This is a genomic window from Labrys sp. (in: a-proteobacteria), assembly GCF_047605565.1.
Lineage (GTDB): Bacteria > Pseudomonadota > Alphaproteobacteria > Rhizobiales > Labraceae > Labrys > Labrys neptuniae.
In genome coordinates this window covers 20,345-44,998 of record NZ_JASGFM010000023.1, presented here as the reverse complement: position 1 = coordinate 44,998, position 24,654 = coordinate 20,345, and the positions used below count along the sequence as shown (strand labels likewise).

Sequence of the window (24,654 nt, the reverse complement as noted above, 5' to 3'; positions counted from 1 at the left end):
GCGAGGTCTTGATGTCCGAACTCGCCAGGCTCACCGCCATCACCAAATCCTTCGGCGGCGTGCACGCCCTCAAGGGCGTCGACTTCGACGTCCAGAGCGGCGAAGTCCATGCCTTGCTCGGCGAAAACGGGGCCGGCAAGTCGACGCTGATGCGCGTGCTGGGCGGCGAGCTCCAGCCCAGCAGCGGCGAGGTGAAGATCGCCGGCCGCCATGTCGATTTCCGCGATCCGCGCATGGCCAAGGCCCTCGGCATCGCCGTGATCCACCAGGAACTGGCGCTGGCGCCCGATCTGTCGGTGGCGGAGAACATCTTCCTGGGCGAACTACCCGGCGTCTTCGCCGGGCCTGGGCTGAGGAAACGCGCCGGCGAACTGATCAAGCGGCTGGGTTTCGACATCGATCCGGGCGAGCGCGTCGGCAATCTCGCCGTCGCCCATCAACAGGTGGTCGAGATCGCCAAGGCGCTGTCGCGCGAGGTCAAGATCATCATTTTCGACGAGCCGACCGCCGTGCTGTCGGACCGAGACGCCGCACGCCTGCACAAGGTCATCGCCGACCTGCGCGCCCATGGTGTCGGCGTCGTCTACATCTCCCATCGCCTCGAAGAGGTGATGCGGATTTCCGACCGCATGACGGTGATGAAGGATGGCCAGCTCGTCGGCACCGTCGCTGCCAAGGACGTGAGCATCGACGACATCATCCGCATGATGGTCGGCCGGCCGCTCTCCGCCCTCTTCCCCGAGCGTGGGGAGCGCAAGATCGGCGAGGAAGTGATCAGCGTCTCCGCCCTGCATGCCGGCCGCAAGGTCCGCAATGTCAGCCTGGCGGTGCGTGCCGGTGAAATCGTCGGCCTCGGCGGCCTGGTCGGCTCCGGACGCACCGAGGTTGCCCGCCTGATCTTCGGGGCCGACAAACCCGATAGCGGCGCCATCAAGCTCAAGGGCAAGCCGGTGCATTTCCGCTCGCCCCGCGATGCCGTCGCGGCCGGCGTCGGGCTGGTCCCTGAGGACCGCAAGCATCAGGGCGTCATCCTCGACAAACCCATCCGGGTGAACGCCACCATGGCGCGGATGTCGTCGATCACTACTGCACTCGGCTTCCTGCGCCGGGGCCTGGAACGGCGTACCGTCAGTGAGCTTGGCCAGAGCTTGCGCCTCAAGGCCGCCAGCGTCGACGCGCCCGTCTCGAGCCTGTCGGGCGGCAACCAGCAGAAGGTAGTGCTGGCCAAGTGGTTCCATGCCGATGGCGATCTCATCATCCTCGACGAGCCGACCCGCGGCGTCGACGTCGGCGCCAAGACCGAGATCTACACGCTGGTCAATCGCCTGGCGGAGGCCGGCAAGGCCGTGCTGGTGATCTCCTCCGAGCACCAGGAACTCTTCGGCCTGTGCGACCGCGTGCTGGTGATGCGCGAGGGCGAGATCCGCGGCGAACTCAGGCCGGACGGCTACAGCGAGGAAAACCTGCTTTCCCTGGCCATGAGCGAGGGTGGGCAGCCCGGCAAACCAATTCAAGCTGGAACGGTATAGGACAATGACAGCTCTCAGCGAGAACCGCGGCGACGGCAAGCGCGGCTATGATCTCGGCGCCCTGGTGCAGCGTTTCGCGACCCTCGGCATCTTCCTGGTCCTGGTCATCGTCGCCTCCGTGTGGACCGACAGCTTCCTGACCAAGAACAACATCCTGAACGTGCTCCGGCAGGTCGCTTCCGGCGCGGGCATCATGTCGGTGGGCATGCTTTTCGTCATCCTCACCCGCGGCATCGACCTTTCCGTCGGCTCGGTGCTGGCGCTGGGCTGCGTGCTCACAGCCTATTTCATCGCCAAGCTCGGCTATGGCGTCGGCGTCAGCATCGCCTTGGTGATCCTGTGCGGGGCCGCCTGTGGCCTCGCCGTCGGCTTCTTCGTCGCCTATATGCGCCTGCCCTCCTTCGTGATGTCGCTGGCCATGATGGCGATCGCCCGCTCGCTCTCCTTCATGATCTCGGAAGGGCGGCCGATCTCGATCGGTGACGGCGGCCAGGCCCTGGCCGATTTCGGCGCCGGCTACTGGCTCGGCATACCCCAGCCCGTCATCCTGATGTTCGCGGTGTTCATCGTCGGCGGCATCGTGCTCTCCTTCACGCGCTTCGGCCGCATCATCACCGCCATCGGCTCCAACGAGGAGGCCGTGCGGCTCTCCGGCATCGCGGTGCCGCGCTACGTTCTCTCCGTCTATGTGATCTCCGGGGCGCTGGCCGGGCTCGCCGGCGTGATTTCCGCCAGCCGCACGACCATCGGCTCGGCGCAGGTCGGCGTCGGCATGGAACTCAACGTCATCGCTGCGGTGGTGATCGGCGGCGCCAGCCTGATGGGTGGCCGCGGCGACGTGGTCAACACGCTGCTGGGCACGCTGGTGATGGGCATCATCGCCAACATCATGAACCTCGCCGGGGTGCCGGGCTACAGCCAGCAGCTCTATACCGGCCTGATCATCGTGGTGGCGATGCTGCTGCAATACGCCACCGGCACCTTGAAACGATAGAACACGACCCGACGCGCTGCCGACTCCGTTGACAGCGCGTCTCTTTTTGTCTAGTTTTTCACATATATGATCATATTTCACAAATGTGAATATCGGTCATTCACCGCCGCCAGGCGGTGCGACACAGGGAATTCCTTCAAATGGCCGCAACTCAGGGATGGCACAGCGCACAGGGCCGGGCCTTCGGTGGTCCGCTCAAATACATTCAGCGCGCCGGCGAGATCGACCGCCTCGCCGATCATCTTCGTCCGCTCGGCAGCAAGGCCTTCCTGCTCGTCGATGGCTTCGTGTTCGAGAAACTCGGCCCCTCGATCCTTGCCTCGCTGGAGGGCAGCGGCCTCGGCCTGACCATGGAGAAGTTCAACGGCGAATGCTGCCGCGAGGAGATCGACCGGGTGACGGCCCTGGTCGCCGAGGCCAAGGCGGATGTCGTCGTCGGCATCGGCGGCGGCAAGACGGCCGACACCGCCAAGCTGGCCGCGATCGCCAACCAGGCCCGCATCGCCATCGTGCCGACCATCGCATCCACGGACGCGCCGACCAGCGCCATCGCGGTGACTTACACCCCGCAGGGCGTGTTCAAGGAATCCTTCATGCTGCCGCGCAACCCGGACGTGGTGGTGGTTGACAGCGCCCTGATCGCCAAGGCGCCCGCGCGCTTCCTGGTCGCCGGCATCGGCGATGCGCTCTCCACCTGGTTCGAGGCTCGCTCCAACCTGGAATCGCGTTCCGACAATTTCATCGCTGGCGGCTATCCCGCCCCGCTCGCGGGCATCGCCATCGCCAAGGCCTGCCACGAAGTGCTGATGCGCGATGCGCTGGCGGCCAAGCTCGCGGTCGAGAAGGGCGCGCTGACGCCGGCCGTCGAGAACATCATCGAGGCCAATACGCTGCTCAGCGGCCTGGGCTTCGAGAATTGCGCGGTTTCCGCCGCCCACGGCATCCATGACGGCCTGACCGCTCTCGAGGAAAGCCATGGCTTCTTCCACGGCGAGAAGGTCGCCTTCGGCGTGCTCTGCCTCCTGATGCTGGAGGGGCGCCCGCTCGCCGAGATCGAGGAAACCGCCCGCTTCTGCAAATCGCTGGGCCTGCCCGCCACCCTAGCCGACCTCAGGCTCGGCAAGGCCACCGCCGCCGACATCGAGCGCGTCGCCAAGGCGGCCCTGAAGGAAGGGTCGATCACCTGGCGGGTCGCCGTGCCCCTGTCGGTGGAGATCGTCCGCGATGCCATCATCGCCCTGGACGCCTTCACCTCCTCGCTCTTCGGCGCGGAGCGGCAGGCCGTCTGACGGCCCCTGCTTCCCCTTTTCCGACACACCTCCTCCCCTATTCAAGGACTTTGACCATGCGCGCAGCCGTCATGTATTCGCCGGGCGACATTCGCCTCGAGGATGTTCCGAAGCCAGTTGCCGCAACGGGTGAGGTGCTGCTGCGGGTTGCCGCGGTGGGCGTATGCGGCTCGGACCTTCCCCGCATGCTGACCAAGGGCGCCCATCGCATGCCGATCATCTGCGGCCATGAATTCTCCGGCCACATCACGGAGATCGGCGCCGGCGTAAGCGGTTTCGAGAAGGGGGAGCTCGTCGGCGTCGCCCCGCTCATCCCCTGCCGGGTCTGCGATCAGTGCGCGACCGGCAATTTCTCGCGCTGCCGCAACTATGACTATTTCGGCAGCCGTCGCGACGGCGCCTATACCGAATTCGTCTCGGTGCCGGTGGGCAATCTGCTCAAGGCCCCAGCCGACGCCGATCCCCGCGCCATCGCCATGACCGACCCGGCTTCGATCGCCCTCCACGCCGTCTGGAAGGCCCCGCCCACCGTTGGCCAGCGCGGCGGCGTCATCGGCTGCGGCCCGATCGGGCTGTTCGCGATACAGTGGATGAAGCTGATGGGCTGCACGGAAGTCGTCGCCGTCGACGTCTCCGAGCAGAAGCTCGAACAGGCGCGCGAGGCCGGTGCGACCCACACCCAGTTGATCACCGATCCGTTGCCATCAGGGTTGAATTGCGACCTCATCGTCGAGGCTGCCGGCCATCCCTCCTCGATCAACTTTGCCGCCAAGCTGGCCGGCCCAGGCGGCCATGTCGTGTTCATCGGCATTCCCGTCGGCGAGGTCGCGCTGGAGAACCAGACCTTCCAGCACTTCCTGCGCCAGGAAGTGTCGCTGCACGGGGCCTGGAACTCCTTCGGCGCCCCCTTCCCTGGCAAGCAATGGACCGTGTCCCTCGACGCCCTCGCCACCGGCAAGCTCAAATGGGAGTTCATGATCACCCATGAGCTCACGCTCGAGGAACTACCCGGCATGTTCGAGAGCTTCAAGCGCAAGAACGAGTTCTTCTCCAAGGTGATGTTCAGGCCGTAGACTGGGTCCCTTCTCCCTTGCGGCGGAAGGTCCCGGCAGGGGGATGAGGGGAGATGCGCTACCTTGCAAGGCATCCTCTTCCACCCCTCATCCGGCGCTACGCGCCACCTTCTCCCGCAAGGGGAGAAGGGAGTTGCGCTCTATCTTGGAGAACCTCATGCCACGTCTTCTCGGCTTGGATTTCGGCACCGGCGGCATCAGGGTCGGCGTGTTCGACCTCGACAGCCGCACGATGCTCGGTGAGCGGGAGGTCCAGTACCCCACCCGCCACCCCCATCCGGGCTGGGCGGAACAATCGCCGACCGACTGGTGGGAGGCACTCGGCCAGGCCAGCCGCGGCCTGATGCGCGACCTCGGCTCGCCCGTCATCGACGGCGTTTGCGCCGCGACCACCGCTTCGACCGTGGTGGCCTGCAAGCGGGACGGCACGCCGCTCCGCCCCTCCCTCCTGTGGATGGATTGCCGGGCCGCCGAGGAAGCGGCCCGGACGACCCGCTCGAAGCACCCCGTGCTGGCCTATGCCGGCGGCAGCGATGCGGCCGAATGGCTGGTGCCCAAGGCGATGTGGCTCGCGCGGCACGAGCCAGACGTCTATGCCGAGGCCGAGATCGTCTGCGAGTGCCTCGACTACATCAATTTCAAGCTGACGGGGCTGTGGGTCGGCTCGCGCATGAACGCGACCTGCAAGTGGAACTACGATTCCGTCAGCCGCCGCTTCCCCGACGAGCTCTATGCCGAGTTCGGCATTGCCGATCTCGCCACGAAACTGCCAAACGATATCAAGGCGGTGGGCGCGCCGATCGCCCCCGTCAGTGCCGCCGCGGCCGAGCATCTCGGCCTCGTCAACCGGCCCATCCTCGCCCAGGGCGGCATCGACGCCCATACCGGCATCGCGGGCGCCGGCACCCTGAAACCGGGCGAGCATCTGCTGATCGGGGGCACCTCGATCGTCCATCTCTTCCAGCTCGCGGCCGAGGCCCCGGTCACCGGCTTCTGGGGTCCCTATCCCCATGCCCTGGTCGATGACTACTGGCTGGTGGAAGCCGGCCAGGTTTCGGCCGGTTCGGTGATGTCCTGGTATGCGCGCGACATGTTCGGGCTCGACCAGCAGGAGCGCGCTGCTCTGGTACAGGAAGCGAGCGCCCTGCCGGTCGGCGGCACCGGCCTGCTGACGCTCGATTATTTCATGGGCAATCGCACGCCTTATCGCGATCCCCTGCTGCGCGGCGCGGTGCTCGGCCTCGCCCTCAGCCATACTCGCGCGGATCTCTATCGCTCCGCCGTCGAAGCGGTGGCGCTGGGTTCGGCCAACGTGTTCCGCCGTATCCAGGACCTCGGCATTCCCTGCAACCGCATCGTCTCTTCGGGCGGCTATGCCAAGAATCCGCTGTGGTTGCGGGCCACCGTCGATGCCATGGGCATGCCCGTCGAACTCCTCGGCCAGACCAATCTCACCCTCGTCGGCACCGCCGCCTCAGCCGCCACCGGCGCCGGCCTGTTCGACGACCTCTTTGCCGCGGCGGACGCGGTGGCCCAGCCGGTCACGCTGGTCGAGCCCGACCTCGCTGCCCATGCCCGCTATGGTGAATTGCTGCAGGATTATCTTGAAGCCACCGAGCTTCTTGCGCCACTCTCGCGCAGGCTGGCATCAAGACAGCTTGAGGGACCGCGTTGATGAGTGTCGGCAATCTCGACCAAGACGTCCAGTTCAGGACGATGTCCGGCGAGCAGCGCGAACTCCTGATGATCCAGGTCGCCAAGCGCTATTACGAGCTCGACATGACCATGGGCGACCTTGCCAAGGAGCTCAACCTCACGCGCTGGCAGGCCAGCCGCCTGCTGACCGAGGCACGCGAGGCCGGCATCGTGCGCATCGAGATCGTGCCGCGGGCGCCGCGCTCGCCCGATATCGAGTCGAGGCTCCAGCGCCGCTGGAACCTGAAGGAGGCCGTCGTCGTCCCCAACAATGGCGAGGAGGACGAGGGGCTCCTGCTCGATGCCGTGGCGCAGGCCGCCGCACGCATGCTCGCCGGCCTCGGCAAGGTGCCGCTGATCGGCGTGTCCTGGGGCCGCACCATGAGCGCGGTGGCCCATCGCCTGCCGCCCTTCTGGAACGAAGGCGTGGAAGTCGTGCTGCTCAACGGTGCCATGAATATCCGTTCGCCCTCCGTGCGTACCAACAACACGGCCGAGCTCTTCGCCCGTTCGGCCAATGGCACGGCGACCTTGCTGCCGGTGCCGGCCATTCTCGGCCATGCCGCCACCCGCATCGCCCTGGAGCAGGACCCCACCATCGCCAGCGTCTTGGAGCTTGCCCGCCAGGCCCCGGTGATCTGCTTCGGCATGGGCACGATCAGCCCCGATTCCGTCCTGGTGCAATCGGGCTTCGTCACCGAGGCGGAGACCGCCGCTCTGAAGGCCAAGGGTGCCGTCGGCGACATTCTCAGCCGCTATATCGACGCTCATGGCAATATCGTCGATGCGGACATCGATGCCCGAACCATCGGTCTGGACCTGCGTTATTGCCGGGAACGCAAATTCTCGATCGGCGTCGCTGCCGGCAAGTCCAAACAGCCTGTAACCCTTGCCTGCCTCCGGGCCGGCTATGTCAATGTGCTCGTCACCGACGAAGAGACGGCACGCTTCCTCCTGGATGAAAGCCACCATGGATAAGACCGAAAAAGGCACGCCGGCTGCCTCCAAAAAGCCCGCCCAGGTCTCCTCGGGTCAAACAGTCCCTGCCCTCAGCGTGGTGCCTGTCAGCTCCGCCCTCACCGTGTCAGGCCAGGGCGCCCATGCCCGCAATCCCGGCACCGCCCTCAAGCCGGAATGGTTCGACGCGATCGAGGTCAATCTCAGCGCCACCGAACGCCGGGCCGCGACCCTCGGCGGGCGCCGCACGGTGAAGAAGGAATATCAGGCTGCCTGGCTGGTGAAGGCGGTACAGTGCATCGACCTCACCACACTGGCTGGCGACGATACGCCCGGACGCGTGCATCGCCTCGCGCTGAAGGCGCGCCGCCCCATCCGCGAGGACATCGTGGCCGCTCTCGGCCTCGCCGACACCCCGCCCACGGTGGGCGCCGTCTGCGTCTACCCCACCATGGTCGGCCCCGCCGTCAAGGCGCTCGCCGGCTCCGGCATTCCCGTCGCCTCGGTGGCGACCGGCTTTCCCGCCGGCCTCACCCCGCTGCCCCAGCGCCTCGCCGAGATCCGCTATGCCGTCGACCAGGGTGCCGGAGAGATCGACATCGTCATCAACCGCGCCCAGGTACTGACGCAGGACTGGAACGCCCTCTATGACGAGATCCGCGCCATGCGCGAGGCCTGCGGCGAAGCCCATCTCAAGGCCATTCTCGCCACCGGCGACCTCAAGACGCTGCGCAACGTCTACAAGGCCTCGATGGTCGCCATGATGGCGGGCTCCGATTTCATCAAGACCTCCACCGGCAAGGAGGACGTCAACGCCACCCTGCCCGTCAGCCTCACCATGCTCCGCGCCCTGCGCGATTATGGCGAGTTCACCGGCGAGGCGGTCGGCTTCAAGCCGGCGGGCGGCCTGAGGACCGCCAAGGACGCCCTCGCCTGGCTGGCCCTGATGAAGGAAGAGCTCGGCCGCCCCTGGCTGGAACCCAATCTCTTCCGCATCGGAGCCTCTTCGATGCTCGCCGACATCGAGCGCCAGCTCGAACACTTCGTGACCGGGCGCTATTCGGCGCTGACCCACCACGCTTTGGCCTGATTTTTTCACCCTCCCCTGGAGGGGGAGGGTCGGTCCGCAGGGCCGGGGTGGGGTGACTTCCTTACCCCTCGCCTGCCGGCACCAAATGATCAGTGTCGTACCAGTTTCACCCCACCCCGACGCTTCGCGTCGACCCTCCCCCTCCAGGGGAGGGTGATACAGCCCTCGCCGGCTGGAGGAACACACCGATGCCCACCGTAAAGGAAATTCTGCAAACCATGGACTATGGTCCTGCGCCCGAAGCCGACAATCACGTCACGGCCTGGCTGGCGAGCCATGAGAAGGGCTTCAAGCACTTCATCGGCGGAGCCTTCGTCGCCTCCAAGGGCAAGGACACCTTCGAGGTCGTCAATCCCGCCCGCGATACGCTGCTCGCCAAGGTCGCCGCCGGCACGGCCGAGGACGTCGATGCCGCCGTCAAGGCTGCACGCAAGGCGTTTCCCGCCTGGTCCGCCCTGCCGGGCCACGAGCGCGCCCGCTATCTCTATGCCATCGCCCGCCACATCCAGAAGCGCGAGCGCTTCCTCTCGGTGCTGGAGACGCTGGACAACGGCAAGCCGATCCGCGAGAGCCGCGACATCGACATTCCCCTGGTCGCCCGGCATTTCTACCACCATGCCGGCTGGGCCGAGCTGGTCGAGACCGAATTCGCCGGCTACGGCCCGGTCGGCGTCTGCGGGCAGATCATTCCCTGGAACTTCCCGCTGCTGATGCTGGCCTGGAAGATCGCGCCGGCGCTCGCGGCCGGCAACACGGTGGTGCTCAAGCCCGCCGAGTTCACCCCGCTGACGGCGCTGGCCTTCGCCGAGATCTGCCGCGAAGCCGGCCTGCCGGATGGCGTGGTCAACATCGTCACCGGCGACGGCGCCACGGGTGCAGCCCTCGTCGCCCATCCCGACGTCGACAAGATCGCCTTCACCGGCTCCACCGAAGTCGGTCGCCTGATCCGCCAGGCCACGGCGGGCTCCGGCAAGAAGCTTTCGCTCGAGCTCGGCGGCAAGTCGCCCTTCATCGTCTATGAGGATGCCGATCTCGACGGCGCCGTGGAAGGCGTGGTCGATGCCATCTGGTTCAACCAGGGCCAGGTCTGCTGCGCCGGCTCGCGCCTGCTGATCCAGGAAGGCATCGCCGAGCGTTTCCTCGGCAAGCTGCGCCGCCGCATGGAGACGCTGCGCGTCGGCGATCCCCTCGACAAATCCGTCGACATGGGCGCCATCGTCGCGCCGGTGCAACTCCAGCGCATCCAGGACCTCGTCAGGAAGGGAGAGCAGGAGGGCGGCACCCTTTGGCAGGCCGATTGCGCCCTGCCGGCCAAGGGCAGCTTCTTCCCGCCCTCGATCTTCGTCGATGTGGAGCCCTCCTCCACGGTCTCGGAGGTCGAGATCTTCGGCCCGGTCGCCGTAGCGATGACCTTCCGCACGCCCGACGAGGCGATCCAGCTCGCCAACCACACCCGCTATGGCCTCGCCGCCTCGATCTGGTCGGAGAACATCAACCGCGCCCTCGACACCGCCGCCCGCATGAAGGCCGGCGTGGTCTGGGTCAACTCCACCAATCTGTTCGACGCCGCCGCCGGCTTCGGCGGCTATCGCGAGAGCGGCTTCGGCCGCGAGGGCGGCCGCGAAGGCCTCTACGAATATCTCAAGCCCGACTGGGAGAAATCCCTGCCGGCGGCCGAGGACAACAAGGCCGCTACGCTTGGCGTCACGCCGGCCGACGCGCCTGCCAGCACCGGCCTGCCCAGCATCGACCGCACCGCCAAATTGTTCGTCGGCGGCAAGCAGGCCCGCCCGGATTCCGGCTACAGCTACACGGTCAAAAGCACGGCCGGCGCCACGCTCGGCCAGGCGGGCCTGGGTAATCGCAAGGACATCCGCAACGCGGTCGAAGCAGCGACCAAGGCAGGCGGCTGGGGCGCCGCCACGGCGCATAACCGTGCCCAGGTGCTCTATTACATCGCCGAGAACCTGTCGGCCCGTGCGGCCGAGTTCGAGCAGCGCCTGGTGAGCTATGGCCACAGCGCCAAGGCAGCCAAGGCGGAAGTCGAGAAGGCGATCCGGCGCATCTTCTACTACGCCGCCCAGGCCGACAAATATGACGGCCGCGTGCATGCCACCCGCTCGCGCAACGTGACGCTGGCGATGAACGAGCCCTTCGGCGTGGTCGGCATCCTCTGCCCGGACGAGGCGCCGCTGCTCGGCTTCGTCTCGCTGGTGCTGCCGGCGATCGCCATGGGCAACCGCGTCGTCGCGGTACCCTCGCCGGCCTTCCCGCTGGCGGCGACCGACTTCTACCAGATCCTGGAAACCTCGGACGTGCCGGCCGGCGTCGTCAACATCGTCACCGGCGCGCGCGACGAACTCGCCAAGACCCTGGCCGAGCACGACGACGTCGACGCCCTCTGGTATCACGGCTCCAGAAGCGGCGCCGCGGCCGCCGAGAAGGCCTCCGCCGGCAACCTCAAGGCGACCTGGACCAACCAGGGCCGGGCCATCGACTGGCTGAAGGATGCGCAGGCCCAGGGCGCCGACTATCTGCGCCATGCCACCCAGGTGAAGAACATCTGGGTGCCCTACGGCGAATAGGGTCGGCACCATTACAAGCAACCCCGCTTGTAATGGCACGTCCCATCAAAGTCGCGCAGCCCCTCACCTCTATCCTCTCCCCGTAAGAACGGGGCGAGGGGGCGCAGGCGTCGCGATTCATCCTCGGGCCGTTCATCTCGCCCGGGGGTTGAGCGAGATGAGACGTTTTCAGTATAAAATGTACCGTCAAGGTCCCCTCGCCCCGTTCTCACGGGGAGAGGATAGAGGTGAGGGGCTGCGCGACCTCGGCGACAGGGAGTGATCCATTCCCCATTGGCTTTTCCGGAGAACGCCCGAGCACTCTTATGGCCGACCGGTGGCGACCTCGCCCGGCTGCTTGGGCTTGTAGGCGCCCTTGGTGATCACCTCCTCGCCGACCTCGACCAGGTGATGCCCGACGGTGCGCAGCAAATGCAGGGCGACGGTGATGTCGCTTTCGACGATGTCGAGGAATTCGCGCGTGCCGATGCGCAGGCCGGTCAGGTCGGCCGTCGCGATCATCGACACCATGCGCGTCTGGCCGAGGATGACGGCAAGATCACCGATCAGCCGCCCGGGCAGGATGGTATCGATCAATTCCTCCTCGCCCAGCGAATTGAGCCAGCGCAGTTCGGCGCTGCCGGAGGCGACGACATAGGCGCCATCGGGCACCTCGCCGGTGCGGAAGACATAGTCGCCGGCTTTCGTCGACATCCAGCGCGAGGCATAGGCGAGCAGCTCGATCTGGCTTCGCTTGAGGCCGCGGAAGCTCTCCACCGCCGAGAGCACCTCGACCTTGGCCTGCAGGTCGCCCGAGATCGAGGCGTGATAGGCCGGCGCCGGCGGGCGGCTGGCCCCGTTGATCAAACGACCGTCGCGGATGGTGACAACCAGGTCGAAGTCTTCGCTCTGGGTGATCTGGGGCTCCAGTACGATGATGGTGCTGTCAGGCAGCAGGGCACGCAGCCTGAGCCAGATGGCACGACGGTCCGCCTCCGAAGCGCTCGCCATGGCATGATCGAGCAGGACGAGATCGGGCCGGCGGATCAGGGCCCGGCCGAGGCCGATGCGCTCGCGCACCGCCGGCGAGAGGTTGGTGCCGGCGATCGCGGTACGCACCTCTCCCACCAGCAGGCGCAGGGCGCCGGCGAGGCCCTGCGCCTCCACCACTTCCATCAGCACGTGGTGGATCTGCCGGCGGGTCGCCTCCGACGGCGCCACCGACAGGCCGAACACCAAGTTTTCCAGTACGGTCAGGTCATAATTATAGGCATCGGCCTGGATCGGCGAAAAAGTTCCGCCTGCCAGCTCCCTCAGGCGCGCACCATGGCGGGCACGTGCGGCCACGATGGCGGCCGCAAGTTCGGCGGGAAAATCGGTGCCGAGATCACTCGGCGCGATGTTGAAGAGCAATGACAGCAGCGTGGCACGCTCGGCGGCGCTCATGCCGGCGACGTCGTGGGCCTGCTCCTTGGAGGCGACCGACCGCAAGCGCTCGAACAGCTCGGGGCCGATTGTGGTGAAGCGGCGCAGCAGCGGATGGCGAGGCCCGACTTCGCCAAAGGCCCTGACCAGCGTCGAGGCAAGGTCGATCGAGAAGGCCAGGAGCTGTTCGGCAATGTCGAGCCCGGCGATCTCGGCCAGGAGGCGTTCACCCGGATGGCTCGATTCGGTCTCACCGTGATGGTGGACGGCATAGAGCAGGTTCTCGCCGATGGTCAGGCCTGGATTGATGGCGCCGGGATCGAACCGGTCGATCTGCCCGGCCAATCCATCAGTCTCCAGGCGTCGCGCCACCCGTTCCCTGAGGGCGAGGACGCGGCCGGCGAGATCGTCATGCTGGCCCGGAACCAGATAGCCGTCGAGAGCGCGATCGAGCAGCATTTCCGAGCGACCGATCACCTCGATGACAGCGAGCCACCAGGCGTCGACCTCGCTTTCGTCCTTGAAACCGACGAGCCCGCCATCGTTCCAGGCACTATCGAGCCGATCGGGGCTGTTGGCGGTCTCCACGGCTTCGGCCACAGCCTTGGCCTCCTCGTCCGACGGTTCACCCGACGGCACGGGTTCCAAATAGAGGGGCATCCTGGTGTTCTGGGCGATGGTGCCGCGGAAAAGGTAGGGCGTGCTGGTGGCGACGCCGATACGCGCCGCCAGAACGGTCGGGCTGACGCCGACGAGATCGAGGCCGGATATGTTCACCTGCCCGGTGCTCGGCGCCGAGGCGCCCGAGAAGAGGTCGCACAAGGCCCGGCGCACCAGCATGTCCGCACTCTGAATGGCGACGAGCGCCCCGCCGGGAATGGTGAGATCGACCTGATCGAGCAGAGGCACGCCGCCAAGGCCCGGCACGGTGACGTCGCGCAGATGAATGGTGCCGTTCAGGCGCGGCACATCGGCATCGGCCACCGCCGGGGCCGGAACCTCCGGCACTTCGAATTGCTCCAGGAGGGCGTCATAACGCGAGGATGCTTCCTGGGCCTGGTTCCAATAGGTCAGCAATTCGCGCCAGGGATCGGCGATGTCGCGGGAGGCGGCAAGCGCCGCGATCAGGGCGCCGACGCTGAGCTGGCCATGGATGACCAGATAGCCGCCGATCAAGAAGAACAGGAAGGGGGTGAGCTGCGTGATCGAGTTGTTGACGAATTTGATCAGGAATTTGCGCTCGAAAATGCGCAGCCGGATCGTATAGAGCTCGCCCAGCTGCCGGCTGAACTCGGCGAGGCGATAGCGCAAACCGCCACTCTGCCGGAGATCGGCGACACCGGCGACGCTTTCCCCGATGCGTTCCGACAGGGCTCGTACCCGGCTGACGCGCTGATGATGCAGCCTGTTCACATAGCGCTGCATGCGCGGGATCAGATAGGCCTGCACCGGAATGAGGCCGATGCCGGCAACGCCGAGCCAGACATTCTGGAGAAAGAGGAAGGCGACGATGGTCAAGATCTGGCCTGCCTGGAACACCGGCTGGGCGAAGGCATCGCCCATCACGCCGCTCAAGGGCTCGGCCTCGGCGGTGACCATCGAGACGACCTCGCCCTGCGAGACGGTGTCGAAGCGTTGCAGGGGAAAGCGCAGCACCTGGGCGATCAGCTTGTAGCGCAGCCGCCGGATCAGCCTCTCGCCGATGACACCCCGGTAGATGCCGAGCTGCATCTTGATGACGCCATTGGCCAAAGTGCAGACCAGAAAGGCCAGGCAGAGCACCATGAGAAGCGTGGTCTGGTCGAGATGCAGGCCCAGGTGGTTGAGCGGCGTGACATGCCCCTGAAGCGCGCCGTTCAGGATATATTTCGGCAATTCCAGCGACAGATAGAGCACCGGAAAGGAAGCCACGGTCGCAGCCAGTAATAAAAGCTGATGTCGCCTGCTGTACCGCCAGACGAACGAAAACAGCCCGGATCTGTCCGGATCGCCATTGCTGGACAAAAGTCGCCTCCCGCCCGTTGCGAGATCCCCACATCTTCATGTGTGACTACAACCCACAATAGCAAGCCACCGGCAGGCGAAAACCGCTCCCTTGCCTATATCGGCGCACGAGAAAGGCCTTTTTCTTGGCCTTCACCACATGTGCAGCGATGTCGTGCCCTGCGTCGTACCGTGCCAGGAGGCCGTCTCGATATTGAAGACGAGCGCACTGACGACCTGCCTGGCGACGTTCTGGTGGAAGGCCACGACGCTTTCGGCCTTGAGGAAGAAGGACTGCGTCAGCAGGCGGCGGCCCGATCGGGCATCGGACAAGGTCACGACGACATTGAGATGCGGCTCGCCGGCCACGACCTGACCCTCGACCAGATAGTCGACACCGGCGACCGTCTTGGGTGACGGTTTGCGCCGTGCCGGCGGCTGCACCACGATCACGCGCGAATTGGCGATCGCGCCCCGGATTTCCTGCACGATGGTCTCGAAGGCAGGCTTCATCCCGCCATCCACGCCACGCAGGCTGAACGGCATCACCGCGACCTTGGGCTCCGCCGCGCCGGCATCGAGATCGATGTCATCGGTGCCCTGCTCCGGTGCCTCCGGCGCATCAGCGAAGCCTTCGGGCGGCATGTAGATGTAGCCCCGCCCCGGCACGGTGTGGATGATACGGTGCTGCTCGTCTCCGACGCTCTGACGCGCATCGCGAATGCAGCGCAGCAGGGCCCCTTCGGTAACCACGGCATGCGGCCAGACCGCGGCGAACAATTCGTCCTTGCGGACGACCCTTCCGGCATTGCGAGCAAGATAGCTCAGCAATTTGAAGGTTTTGGAGCGCACCGGCACGCGCGCGCCGGCCTTGCGCAATGTACCTCGGCTGAGATCCAGAACGGATTCGCCGAGCCTGTAAGTCAGCTCCTGATCCATGTCTCTACTCTCTCGGCAGTGGGGGTTGGGCGAGGTTTGTCCCCGCTCCGTCTGTGGTGCCGCCGAAAAAGTGCAGGAGGATTTGCAGGAAGCCTCCGGCTGTCTCAGCCGCAGCTCCAGTTTCGCCATTCCTGCCAGGGAAACATCATCAAAACAGATGAGGCGCAGCCGGATTTCTTGCGTCACGGTGCTCATCGAAAGCAAAGTGTCTATCAACATGACTGCACACGGGAGCGCTGCCCCTCACCCTAACCCTCTCCCCGCAAGCAGCGGGGCGAGGGAGGCGCAAACGTCACGAATAATCGTCGGAGATTTCATCTCGCCCAACCGCTGGGCGAGATGAGACACTTTCGGCCTGAAATACAAGGCTGAAGTCCCCCTCGCCCCGTCCTCACGGGGAGAGGGTTAGGGTGAGGGGCAACGCAACCGGAAAGATGAGGTGAGGAAGCACCTATCAACCCCGCCGGGATCACGCCATGCGAGGCAGTGGCGCCAGTCCGGCCAGCAGGGCGACCACCTCGGCCTGGCGGCTGCAACCGGTCTTCTCCAGGACGCCGCGCACCTGCGTGCGCACGGTGTTCGGCGTCACGCCGCTATGCTGGGCGATGTGCTCCACGCTGTCGCCTGTCGCGAGGCTGCGCGCGACCCGGGCCTCCGCCGGCGTGAGGTCGAAAAGGGACTGCACCAGCTCAACCGGCGGTGCCTGCGGCGCGGTCACTGGCGTCAGGATCAGGGCCGCCGCGCTGCTCACGAAAATGTCGCGCGCGCTCAGGCGGATCGGCACGATATGGGCGACCATCGCCTCGGGCTCCCCCCGCACCGGGAAGGACCGCACGCTCGCACCATGCGGCTGGTCGATGGTGACGATGGCATCGCGCAGGAGCTTGTCGGCCGCCCGATCGACGAAGGAGACGCCGTCGAAGGCGCGCCAATGCACGAAGGCGCCGAGATCCTCGATCAGGCTGTTGGCGGCCAGCACCTTGCCCATCCGGTCGAGCACCAGCGCCGGCAGGCCGAGAGCAGCCAGGGTCTGGCTGGCGGCGCGGGCCCGCTCGAGTTGCAGGCGTGCGGTCATCAGGGCACTGCGGGCCAGATGGGGGCGCAATATATCGAAACGATCGACCAAGGCCCGCTCGGCCGGCCCCTGGGCGAGCCAGCGCGTGAACAGGAGCAGCAGCATTTCCCGGGTCGGCAGCTCCACCGTGGTCACGATCATCGAGCCGATGCCCGAGGGACGCCAGAAATCACGATAGAGCGGCTCCTGCTCGAGCTCGATCTCGGTCATGATGTCCCGCTCGGTGATGAAACCGGCCCGCGAGGATGCCAACACCCGGCTCAGCCCATGGCCGCGCTGGGCGAAGCCGCCGGCCAGAGCGGCCTTGGCCCTCTCCCGTGCGTCGGGCGAGGCCGTGAGCATGGTGGCATCCTTGCCGAAGACATAGAGGCTGCCGCCTGCCCCCGCCGTCATGCGTGAAAGCGTGTCCAGCGTGTCCGGCCATTGTTCCGGCACGAAGGCACATTCGTAGATCCGATCGACCAGTTGCTGATCCATGACGGCTTCCTCTCGAAAGCAACGCCTGCATTATTCCAGATCACGCCGTCAATTCACCAAGAAAATATCGATTTCTCTCCCTCAATCCGCAAGTTTCAACTCGAAAAACACCTGATCACGTAGGACTATACCATCGATCATGATGCCGTCGGGGTAACCCGTTTCCGGCCGGAAGGCATCCGGCACGATTCGGGTCATGCGAAAGCCCCGGCGCTGGTAGAAGCGCAGATTGCCGATATCGGCCGTCGCCGTCGAGACGACCAGCGACAGAGCGCTCTGATCCCGGGCAAACGCGATGGCCGCTTCGACCAGTTCGCACCCGATCCCCGTGCCGCGGTGCTCGGCCAGCACCGCCAGGCTCTTGAGCTCGAGCACGTCTGGCTCATCGGTGGCGACGATCTGGGCGTGGCCGATGATGATGCCTTCCCGGCGGGCCACCAGCACATCGCCCAGCCCGATATAGGAGGCGATCTGAACCGGTGAATCATCGGCGAGGGCGAACAGCGCCAGCAGGGCGTCGCGCGGGCCGTCATATCGTTCTATCGGCATCGGCACATCCGCGGGCAGAGAACCGGTATCATCGCGCGGGCCCGCGCAGCCAGTCGGGCACCTCACCGAAGCCCTCGACCAGGTGGTCGACGATGGCCCGCAGCTTGCGCGGCATCGGCTTGACCGGCGGCCAGACCGCGGCGATCGGCAAAGGCTGCGGCGGGTTGCCGGGCAGCAGGGCGACGAGGCGACCATCGGCCAGGGCCTCATGGGCAATGAACATCGGCAGCAGGGCCAGCCCAAGGCCGGCAATCGCCATGTCGCGCATCACCTCGCCATTGTTGGCGGCAATGCGGCCGCGCATCGGCACGCCGACGACACCGCCCGAGCCATCGGCCAATTGCCAGACCTGCGTCGCCTGCAGGTTGCGATAGCCGATAGCGGCATGATTGGGCAGGTCGGCGAGATCCTTCGGCGCCCCCCGGCGCTCCAGATAGTCGGGGCTCGCGCAGACGACGCGCGGATCGTCGCAGAGTTTGCGGGCGATCAGGCCGGAATCCGACATCTGGCCGATGCGCACGGCAAGGTCGAAGCCGCCGCGCACCAGATCGACGAAGCGATCCTCATAGTCGACCACCAGTTCCAGATCGGGGTGCCGCAGGGCGAAGGCAGCCAGCAAGGGGCTGAGATGGCGGATGCCGAAGCTCATCGGCGCCGAGATGGCGAGCGAACCGCGCAGGCCCGCCATGCCCCAGGCCACGCTCTCGACGGCGTTGGTCATCTCAGCGAGGGCCGGCCTTAGCCGTACCGCCAGTTCGCTCGCCGTCTCGTTGGGCAGGATGCGCCCGGCATGGCGCTGGAACAACGGCGCGCCCAGGGCCAGCTCGAGATCGGCGATGCGCTTGCTGACCACCGATTTCGACAGGTTCGCCCGCGCCGCCGCGCCGGACACCGTGCCGGTCTCCATCACATCCAGGAAGGTCTTGATCTCGTCGATGGTCCATTTCATGGCGAGCGTCCAAATCGGTGGGCCGGGCCCACCTCTGCCTACCCCGTCAGCCCCGCCTTTCCAACCCCAATCGTTCGAAATCTTCGAACGCGGCGTGTGCAAGTATCACGCTACACGGCCGAGCCGTTCGCGCCGATATTCCGGGCAACGCAACACGAAGGAGACTGCCATGCAGCTCACCGGCATTCATCATCTCACCGCGATCACCGCGAACGCACCCGGCAACAAGCGCTTCTACACCGACACGCTTGGCCTGAGGCTGGTCAAGAAAACCGTCAACCAGGACGACACCAGCGCCTATCATCTCTTCTATGCCGACGGCGAGGCCACGCCCGGCAGCGACCTCACCTTCTTCGACTGGCCGGTGGCACCCGAACGCCGCGGCACCCATTCGATCAGCCGCACGGGCCTGCGCGTCTCCGGCGAGGACAGCCTGAATTATTGGGCGGCCCGCCTGAAGGATCTGGGCGTAACCGCCGGCGACGTCGGCCTGATCGACGGTCGCGCCAGCCTTGAATTCGAGGATCCGGAGGGCCAGCGTTTCCGGCTGGTGGACGATGGCGGCAACGGCGCCCTGCACCCCTGGAGCCGCAGCCCCGTACCGACTGAACACCAGATCAGGGGCCTTGGCCCGATCACCATCTCGGTGCCGAAGAAGGAGCCCACGGATGCCGTCCTCACCCGCGTGCTCAACATGAAGGAGGAGCGCGACTATGCTTCGCCCGACGGCGAGGGCCGAGTGCATGTCTACCGCATGGGCGAAGGCGGTGCCGCTGCCGAGTTGCATGTCGCCGTGCAGCCGGGGCTCGGCACTGCCCGCCAGGGCGCCGGCGCCGTACATCACGTCGCCTTCCGCACCCCGGACGTCGCGGGAATCCATGCCTGGACCGAACGGCTCGGCCAGTTCGGCATTCCGAGCTCGGGCGAAGTGGAACGCTACTACTTCCGCTCGCTCTACTTCCGCGAGCCCGGCGGCAATCTCTTCGAGATCGCCACCGATGGCCCCGGTTTCGCCGTCGACGAGCCGCTGGAGAGCCTGGGCGAGCGCCTGTCGCTGCCGCCTTTCCTCGAAGGCCGCCGCGCCGCCATCGAAGCCGGTCTGCAGTCCCTGTAGTATCGGCCACGAACATAGCCCAACCAACGCAAGGCCAGCGCCGGGTATCCCCCGGCGCTGGTTTTTTGTTGGAGACAAGCCTTGAAACCGCACCGCGGCAGAAGCGCACAATCGTTCAAGATCGCAGCCGCGGCAGGCTCCATAAGTCGCATCATTCGAGAACGGAGCAAGGCACCATGGAAACCACGCCCAAAGCGATCAACTTCGCCGAGAAGATCTCAAAGATCGGCGATCTCTGGCAGCCCCGCGTCATTGCCGAGATGAACGACTACCAGTTCAAGCTGGTGCGCATCGAGGGGGATTTCATCTGGCACGACCATCCTGAAACGGATGAGACCTTCATCGTCCTCAGCGGCCGCCTGCGCATCGATTTTCGCCATGGTGCAGTTGTCATCGGCCCGGGCGAGATGGCCGTGGTGCCCAAGGGCCTGGAGCACAAGCCCTATGCAGAAAGCGAGGTCCATCTCCTGCTGATCGAACCGCGCGGCACCCTCAACACCGGCCATGAAGGCGGCGAGCGCACGGCCCAGAACGACGTCTGGGCCTGAGATCGCAACGGGCACTCTCCCTCAACTCTCGATCACGACGTCAAGCAACTCGCCATCGAGCGAAAACTTGGTTGCGAACAATTCATTGTCGTTGCGGGCCGGCAGGATCGAATAGTCGAGGGTCAGTGCCGCGCCGCCGCTTTTCTCGGGCGAAAGTGAAAAACATCCACGCTTGAGAACGAGTGCCGCGGCAAAGGCCTGCGGCGAGACGGCACCAGGATCGGCTGCATCGGGAAAGATCTGATCGAGAGCCCGGCGCAGGGTCGGGGTACCATAGGTGAAACGCTCCTCCAGCCATTCCATGCGCAAAGCCTCGGGAAAGCCAGACCGCACGCCGGCATCCAACCTGTCCAATTTCTCGACCAGGGGTACGAACGGATCCAGATGCTCCGGCTCGAAGGCAGCCATGGTTTTCTTGGTCATGAAAAGATCGAACGGAACTTTGCGCCCGGCAACCATCGGCGTTACCAGGCGCGAAAAATCCGACAGCTTGCGTCGCCCGAAAAAGGAATGCCGATATCCCGCCTCCCATCGAGACGGTGCGATTGAATCCGGCAGGTCGCGCATCGCCTGTTCGACCTGGTACTCGATCCCCGAGAAATTTCCGGTGGCATCGAAAAGAGCGGCGAAAACCGGTGGCCACCAAGGGATGCCGGCAAACTCCCAGACTGCTTGGTCAATCGCGCGATATTGCAGGGCGAAGGGCCGCTGATCATAGGGGTAAGGCGTCAGCGAGGATGGAAGCAACTCATCGTCACCGCCCATCATGGCACAGACGAGCTCGAACGCTCCTGCGGAGGGGGGCCAGGAGCGAAAATGTTGGCGAACGCGCCGGTCATTCTCTTCCAGATTGCGGCAGAAAGCTTCGAAGGCCGGCAGGCGTGGCAGGAGCGCCTCGTAATGCTCACGGGTCGGATGGCACATATACCCCGCCCTATAGGCGACGTCGGAGCGATTGGCAGGCGGATGGAAGATGAGATCCCACCCATCCGCCGTGACCTGTCCGAAATAGGCGTGCGTAGCGATTGCATCGGGAGACTGCATGACGACCTCGAGGTGCGATCCCCGCACGGTGCCGCAACTGCGTTCGGGAGGCAATCAGGCCAGATCCGATCGCCCCGGCTTGAGCAGTTCCGTTAGATCTTTCGCCAAGAATAAGACAAGAATAAGAACAGTATAGCTACGCCGTCGCCGGCGGGTCCTCGCCCGGCGCCAGCGTCATCACGTCGGCCCAGTCGGGGTGCTTGCGGTATTGCGCCCGCACATAGGGGCAGAGCGGCAGGATGCGAAAGCCGTCCCTGCGGGCGTCCTCCACCATGTAGGCCACCAGAGCCGCGGCAGCGCCGGTGCCGCGCATCGTCTCGGGGGCACCGGTATGATCGGCACTGATCAGGCCGGCTCCGTGCCTGGTGAAGACGATCTCGGCCTCCCCTTCCACCCCGTCGATGCGCGCGACATAACGCCCACGCGGTTCGGTCAGTTCCTCACGACGAATGTCGATATCAGCCATTGCGGCCTCCTTCAGTGATTTCGAACCATTGACGTGCCGCCGACCGGTCGGCGGATGACAATTCGTGGCCGGTGTCGATGCTGCGGGCGGTGACGTCGGCGCCCTGGTCCCGCAGCCAGGCCTCAAGCCGGGGCGCTTCCTGCCCGAAGGGGTCCCGAGCCCCGGCCAACATCAGGACCGATGTCCCGGCAAGATCGGCCTGCGGCAAGGCCGCGAGCACCGGCATCGCCCGCAGCAGAACGGCGCGCGTGATGATGCCGGGATGCAGCCCCATCACGGCGGCGATGAAATTGGCGCCGTTTGAATAGCCCAGAAAGGTCAGACGGGTGGGGTCGAGTCCATAGCCTGCAACGGCCCCCTCAATGAAAGCCGCAAAGGCCTTCGCTTCGAAGGCGATGTCGGCCTGATCGAACTCCGTCATCCCCATGCGCCAGAACCAGCGCAGCACGCCTTCCTCATGGCTACGCCCACGCACGCCCAGCAAGGTCGCATGGGGCGCGATCTGTCGGGCGAGCGGCATCAGATCGGCCTCGTTCCCGCCGGTTCCGTGCAACAGGACCAATGTGCTGCCGTCGGGCTGGTCCGGCGTATGGAACCGATGCACGAACGGCAGATCCCGATGCGGCAGGCGCGGCTCTCCAGGCAGGGAGAACTGCGGCAGCATGGCCTTCAGCTCCTCCGCCCGCCCGGCATCGCCGGGCGGTACGAACAGGCGCTCGCCGAGACGGTCGGCTTCCTCGTCGATGGCAAAACCCGGACCATCCGTCGCCACTTCGATCAAGGTGCCGCTTGGCTCCCGTACATAGAGCGAGGTGAAGTAGTTGCGATCATGGAAATTGGTTGGCGACGAATTGAGACGCGACAGCGCAGCCTCGTGCTTGCGCACCTCAGCCACATCCACCGCGCGAAAGGCGACATGATCGGCTGTGCCGGTACCGGGAACACCCGGCACATAGCCCGAGGCATCGCGGACATCGACGGCATCCGTATCCGACAGCAGGCGCTGGACACTGCCCTCGCGCGGCCCGGGCCGGTAGCCGAAACGCGCGATGAAGGCCGCCGTTTCCTCCGGCTGGTCCGTCAGCAGGGTCACCGCACGCAAGCGCCGCGGCGCGGTCGCTTCGTTGCCCCAGGGCGCGGCTGATGGCAGGTCGGCACCGACCAGCTTGACGATGACGCCGTCGGGATCCTTGAGCCGCAGTACGGATTCGCCGAATTCCTGCGACGGCCCCGTCATCGGCACGCCATGGCTGAGGGCCCGCGTCATCCAGTCGCCGATGCTGGCCGACGGCACCGCAAAGGCGATCTCGGAAACCTGGCCATTGCCGACACGGCCGGGGGCACCGTCCTCCCAGACGAGGAAGGTGACGATGGAGCCGGGCGAGCCGAGACGATCGCCATAGAAGAGATGGAGTTGCTGGGCATCTTCGTAGCCGCCCGTACGCTTGACCAGGCGCAGGCCGAGGAAGCCGACATAGAAATCGACATTCGCCTGCACGTTGCGCGTCATCAAGGTGACGTGGTGGATCCCGCTCGCGGCCATTGCCATCATATTGCTACCCGTCTCTCTCCTGTCGATGTTTTCCAAACTCGCATGATCGTCTGCGTTCGTCCAAGTCACTGACATCGAAATCGGCGTTCTCGATTGTCGAACGGCAAAAGGGTTTTGAGCGACCAGTTCCCGACCTATGCTGAGCCATGGGCCGCCTGAGCAAAGTTTGAGATCTTGCGGCCGACAACGTCCGAAGCACCAAGTGGACTGGAGGATCGAATGAGCTGGAACCCCGCCCTGACACCCGGCTGCCCCGACGCGATCGGCATCGACGCGATCGAAACCTTGATCGTTCCGCGTTCGCGCGATCTCGGCGGCTTCGAAGTTCGCCGCGCCCTGCCCGCCCCCAAGCGCCAGATGGTCGGCCCCTTCATCTTCTTCGACCAGGCGGGGCCTGCCGAATTCCTGACCGGCCAGGGCGTCGACGTCCGTCCGCATCCCCATATCGGCCTGGGTACCGTCACCTATCTCTATCGCGGCGATTTCCACCATCGCGACAGCCTGGGCACCGACCAGGTCATCCACCCCGGCGCCCTGAACTGGATGGTGGCCGGGCGCGGGGTCACCCATTCGGAACGGACCTCGGCGCAAGCCCGCCGCGGTCCCAACAGCCTGTTCGGCATCCAGACCTGGATCGCCCTGCCGGAAACCCACGAGGACATGGCGCCGATGTTCGAGCATCACGGCAAGGAGACTCTGCCGGTGATCGAAAGCGACGGCGTCAGCGTGAAGCTTATCCTCGGCAATGCCTATGGCGAGAAGGCGCCGGCGACGATGTTCTCGGAAACCTTCTACGGCGACGTCGTCCTCTCTCCCGGCGCAAGACTGCCCATGCCGGATAATCATGAGGATCGCGGCCTCTACATCACGCAAGGCTCCGTCTCCATTGCCGGCCAGGATTTCGAGGCCGGGCAGATGATGGTCTTCCGCCCCGGCGACGCCATCACGGTTGCGGCCGGCGACCGGGGCGCCCGCCTGATGATCTTGGGCGGCGCCACCCTCGGCGGACCACGTTATATCTGGTGGAACTTCGTCGCCTCCTCGAAGGAACGCATCGAGGAAGCCAAGGCGCAATGGCAGGCCCAGAACTGGGGCCAGGGCCTGTTCGATCTGCCACCGGACGATCGCGCCGAGCATATTCCTCTGCCCGATTGAGACCGGCAACGGCATTCATTCTCCCAGACAGGCAGCGTGCGACGAACCTTCTTCACACAATGGAGAAGGTTCGTCACATTTTCGGGATGACTTTGCGCAAGATTCTTCATACAACTTCACCTTGCGCGTGACCTTGCCCATTGACTCAGTTTGTGGAAATGCGCAACAAAATGAAGGGCGCCCCTAT

19 protein-coding genes are annotated in these 24,654 nt (G+C 65.5%); 11 read left to right on the top strand and 8 right to left on the bottom strand.

Features of this window, described 5'->3' with window-relative positions:
• Positions 1 to 11 precede the first annotated feature (11 nt).
• From QM672_RS19780 to QM672_RS19745, 8 genes are all read left to right on the top strand, one after another.
• A complete protein-coding gene (locus QM672_RS19780) occupies positions 12 to 1,529 on the top strand; it encodes a sugar ABC transporter ATP-binding protein (RefSeq protein WP_311940093.1) in 1,518 nt (505 codons plus the stop codon).
• A gap of 4 nt (positions 1,530 to 1,533) precedes the next feature.
• A complete protein-coding gene (locus QM672_RS19775; RefSeq protein WP_311940095.1) occupies positions 1,534 to 2,523 on the top strand; it encodes an ABC transporter permease in 990 nt (329 codons plus the stop codon).
• Between the two features lie 140 nt (positions 2,524 to 2,663).
• Positions 2,664 to 3,812: a glycerol dehydrogenase gene (locus QM672_RS19770; RefSeq protein ID WP_415084615.1), complete on the top strand. Its 1,149-nt coding sequence runs from the start codon at positions 2,664 to 2,666 to the stop codon at positions 3,810 to 3,812.
• Positions 3,813 to 3,868: 56 nt separating this feature from the next.
• Complete coding sequence (locus tag QM672_RS19765; RefSeq protein WP_415084613.1) at positions 3,869 to 4,885, top strand: galactitol-1-phosphate 5-dehydrogenase; 1,017 nt, start codon at positions 3,869 to 3,871, stop codon at positions 4,883 to 4,885.
• Between the two features lie 157 nt (positions 4,886 to 5,042).
• On the top strand, positions 5,043 to 6,560 hold the full coding sequence (locus QM672_RS19760) for an FGGY-family carbohydrate kinase (protein WP_415084611.1): 1,518 nt from the start codon (positions 5,043 to 5,045) through the stop codon (positions 6,558 to 6,560).
• A complete protein-coding gene (locus QM672_RS19755; RefSeq protein WP_367625414.1) occupies positions 6,560 to 7,558 on the top strand; it encodes a sugar-binding transcriptional regulator in 999 nt (332 codons plus the stop codon). Before QM672_RS19760 ends, QM672_RS19755 begins: the two co-directional genes overlap by 1 nt.
• A complete protein-coding gene (gene deoC / locus QM672_RS19750; RefSeq protein ID WP_415084609.1) occupies positions 7,551 to 8,627 on the top strand; it encodes a deoxyribose-phosphate aldolase in 1,077 nt (358 codons plus the stop codon). The genes QM672_RS19755 and deoC overlap by 8 nt, the downstream gene beginning before the upstream one ends.
• A 188-nt stretch (positions 8,628 to 8,815) precedes the next feature.
• On the top strand, positions 8,816 to 11,212 hold the full coding sequence (locus tag QM672_RS19745; RefSeq protein ID WP_415084607.1) for an aldehyde dehydrogenase family protein: 2,397 nt from the start codon (positions 8,816 to 8,818) through the stop codon (positions 11,210 to 11,212).
• 303 nt (positions 11,213 to 11,515) lie between these two features.
• Here the strand turns inward: QM672_RS19745 and QM672_RS19740 are convergent, their stop codons facing one another.
• From QM672_RS19740 to QM672_RS19720, 5 genes are all read right to left on the bottom strand, one after another.
• Positions 11,516 to 14,527, bottom strand: coding sequence for an ABC transporter transmembrane domain-containing protein (locus tag QM672_RS19740; RefSeq protein ID WP_415084605.1), 3,012 nt, complete (start codon positions 14,525 to 14,527; stop codon positions 11,516 to 11,518).
• A 225-nt stretch (positions 14,528 to 14,752) separates the two neighbouring features.
• Positions 14,753 to 15,538 (bottom strand): winged helix-turn-helix domain-containing protein, encoded by a 786-nt coding sequence (locus QM672_RS19735; protein WP_415084603.1) that lies wholly within the window; start codon positions 15,536 to 15,538, stop codon positions 14,753 to 14,755.
• Positions 15,539 to 16,007: 469 nt separating this feature from the next.
• Positions 16,008 to 17,090, bottom strand: coding sequence for a helix-turn-helix transcriptional regulator (locus QM672_RS19730; RefSeq protein ID WP_311940111.1), 1,083 nt, complete (start codon positions 17,088 to 17,090; stop codon positions 16,008 to 16,010).
• A gap of 81 nt (positions 17,091 to 17,171) precedes the next feature.
• Entirely contained in the window at positions 17,172 to 17,639 is a 468-nt protein-coding gene (locus QM672_RS19725; RefSeq protein ID WP_311940113.1) for a GNAT family N-acetyltransferase, read from the bottom strand.
• Positions 17,640 to 17,667: 28 nt separating this feature from the next.
• Complete coding sequence (locus tag QM672_RS19720; protein ID WP_311940114.1) at positions 17,668 to 18,588, bottom strand: LysR family transcriptional regulator; 921 nt, start codon at positions 18,586 to 18,588, stop codon at positions 17,668 to 17,670.
• Between the two features lie 169 nt (positions 18,589 to 18,757).
• On the opposite strand from QM672_RS19720, the gene QM672_RS19715 reads away from it, so the two are divergent.
• Together QM672_RS19715 and QM672_RS19710 are read left to right on the top strand one after the other, a co-directional pair.
• Positions 18,758 to 19,702, top strand: a complete 945-nt coding sequence (locus QM672_RS19715; protein ID WP_367625408.1) for a ring-cleaving dioxygenase — start codon at positions 18,758 to 18,760, stop codon at positions 19,700 to 19,702.
• A 176-nt stretch (positions 19,703 to 19,878) separates the two neighbouring features.
• Positions 19,879 to 20,250, top strand: a complete 372-nt coding sequence (locus QM672_RS19710) for a cupin domain-containing protein (RefSeq protein ID WP_311940118.1) — start codon at positions 19,879 to 19,881, stop codon at positions 20,248 to 20,250.
• 21 nt (positions 20,251 to 20,271) lie between these two features.
• Here the strand turns inward: QM672_RS19710 and QM672_RS19705 are convergent, their stop codons facing one another.
• The 3 genes from QM672_RS19705 to QM672_RS19695 form a co-directional block, all read right to left on the bottom strand.
• A complete protein-coding gene (locus QM672_RS19705; protein ID WP_415084599.1) occupies positions 20,272 to 21,294 on the bottom strand; it encodes a hypothetical protein in 1,023 nt (340 codons plus the stop codon).
• A gap of 136 nt (positions 21,295 to 21,430) precedes the next feature.
• Positions 21,431 to 21,760 carry a GNAT family N-acetyltransferase gene (locus QM672_RS19700; RefSeq protein WP_149252071.1) on the bottom strand — a complete coding sequence of 110 codons (330 nt, stop codon included), beginning with the start codon at positions 21,758 to 21,760 and terminating at the stop codon, positions 21,431 to 21,433.
• Positions 21,753 to 23,312, bottom strand: a complete 1,560-nt coding sequence (locus QM672_RS19695; protein ID WP_415084597.1) for a VOC family protein — start codon at positions 23,310 to 23,312, stop codon at positions 21,753 to 21,755. The genes QM672_RS19700 and QM672_RS19695 overlap by 8 nt, the downstream gene beginning before the upstream one ends.
• A 219-nt stretch (positions 23,313 to 23,531) precedes the next feature.
• Here QM672_RS19695 and QM672_RS19690 point away from each other — a divergent pair, with 219 nt between their 5' ends.
• Entirely contained in the window at positions 23,532 to 24,467 is a 936-nt protein-coding gene (locus QM672_RS19690; RefSeq protein WP_367625405.1) for a pirin family protein, read from the top strand.
• The last annotated feature ends 187 nt before the right edge of the window (positions 24,468 to 24,654 follow it).

Bases quoted from the DNA above. Each gene is read 5' to 3' on its own strand.
- QM672_RS19765 (WP_415084613.1), top strand. From the start codon at position 3,869: ATGCGCGCAGCCGTCATGTATTCGCCGGGCGACATTCGCCTCGAGGAT.
- QM672_RS19760 (WP_415084611.1), top strand. From the start codon at position 5,043: ATGCCACGTCTTCTCGGCTTGGATTTCGGCACCGGCGGCATCAGGGTC.
- QM672_RS19695 (WP_415084597.1), bottom strand. From the start codon at position 23,312: ATGATGGCAATGGCCGCGAGCGGGATCCACCACGTCACCTTGATGACG.
- QM672_RS19705 (WP_415084599.1), bottom strand. From the start codon at position 21,294: ATGCAGTCTCCCGATGCAATCGCTACGCACGCCTATTTCGGACAGGTC.
- QM672_RS19690 (WP_367625405.1), top strand. From the start codon at position 23,532: ATGAGCTGGAACCCCGCCCTGACACCCGGCTGCCCCGACGCGATCGGC.
- QM672_RS19770 (WP_415084615.1), top strand. From the start codon at position 2,664: ATGGCCGCAACTCAGGGATGGCACAGCGCACAGGGCCGGGCCTTCGGT.
- QM672_RS19755 (WP_367625414.1), top strand. From the start codon at position 6,560: ATGAGTGTCGGCAATCTCGACCAAGACGTCCAGTTCAGGACGATGTCC.
- deoC (WP_415084609.1), top strand. From the start codon at position 7,551: ATGGATAAGACCGAAAAAGGCACGCCGGCTGCCTCCAAAAAGCCCGCC.
- QM672_RS19775 (WP_311940095.1), top strand. From the start codon at position 1,534: ATGACAGCTCTCAGCGAGAACCGCGGCGACGGCAAGCGCGGCTATGAT.
- QM672_RS19735 (WP_415084603.1), bottom strand. From the start codon at position 15,538: ATGGATCAGGAGCTGACTTACAGGCTCGGCGAATCCGTTCTGGATCTC.
- QM672_RS19715 (WP_367625408.1), top strand. From the start codon at position 18,758: ATGCAGCTCACCGGCATTCATCATCTCACCGCGATCACCGCGAACGCA.
- QM672_RS19700 (WP_149252071.1), bottom strand. From the start codon at position 21,760: ATGGCTGATATCGACATTCGTCGTGAGGAACTGACCGAACCGCGTGGG.
- QM672_RS19720 (WP_311940114.1), bottom strand. From the start codon at position 18,588: ATGAAATGGACCATCGACGAGATCAAGACCTTCCTGGATGTGATGGAG.
- QM672_RS19730 (WP_311940111.1), bottom strand. From the start codon at position 17,090: ATGGATCAGCAACTGGTCGATCGGATCTACGAATGTGCCTTCGTGCCG.
- QM672_RS19745 (WP_415084607.1), top strand. From the start codon at position 8,816: ATGCCCACCGTAAAGGAAATTCTGCAAACCATGGACTATGGTCCTGCG.
- QM672_RS19710 (WP_311940118.1), top strand. From the start codon at position 19,879: ATGGAAACCACGCCCAAAGCGATCAACTTCGCCGAGAAGATCTCAAAG.
- QM672_RS19780 (WP_311940093.1), top strand. From the start codon at position 12: ATGTCCGAACTCGCCAGGCTCACCGCCATCACCAAATCCTTCGGCGGC.
- QM672_RS19725 (WP_311940113.1), bottom strand. From the start codon at position 17,639: ATGCCGATAGAACGATATGACGGCCCGCGCGACGCCCTGCTGGCGCTG.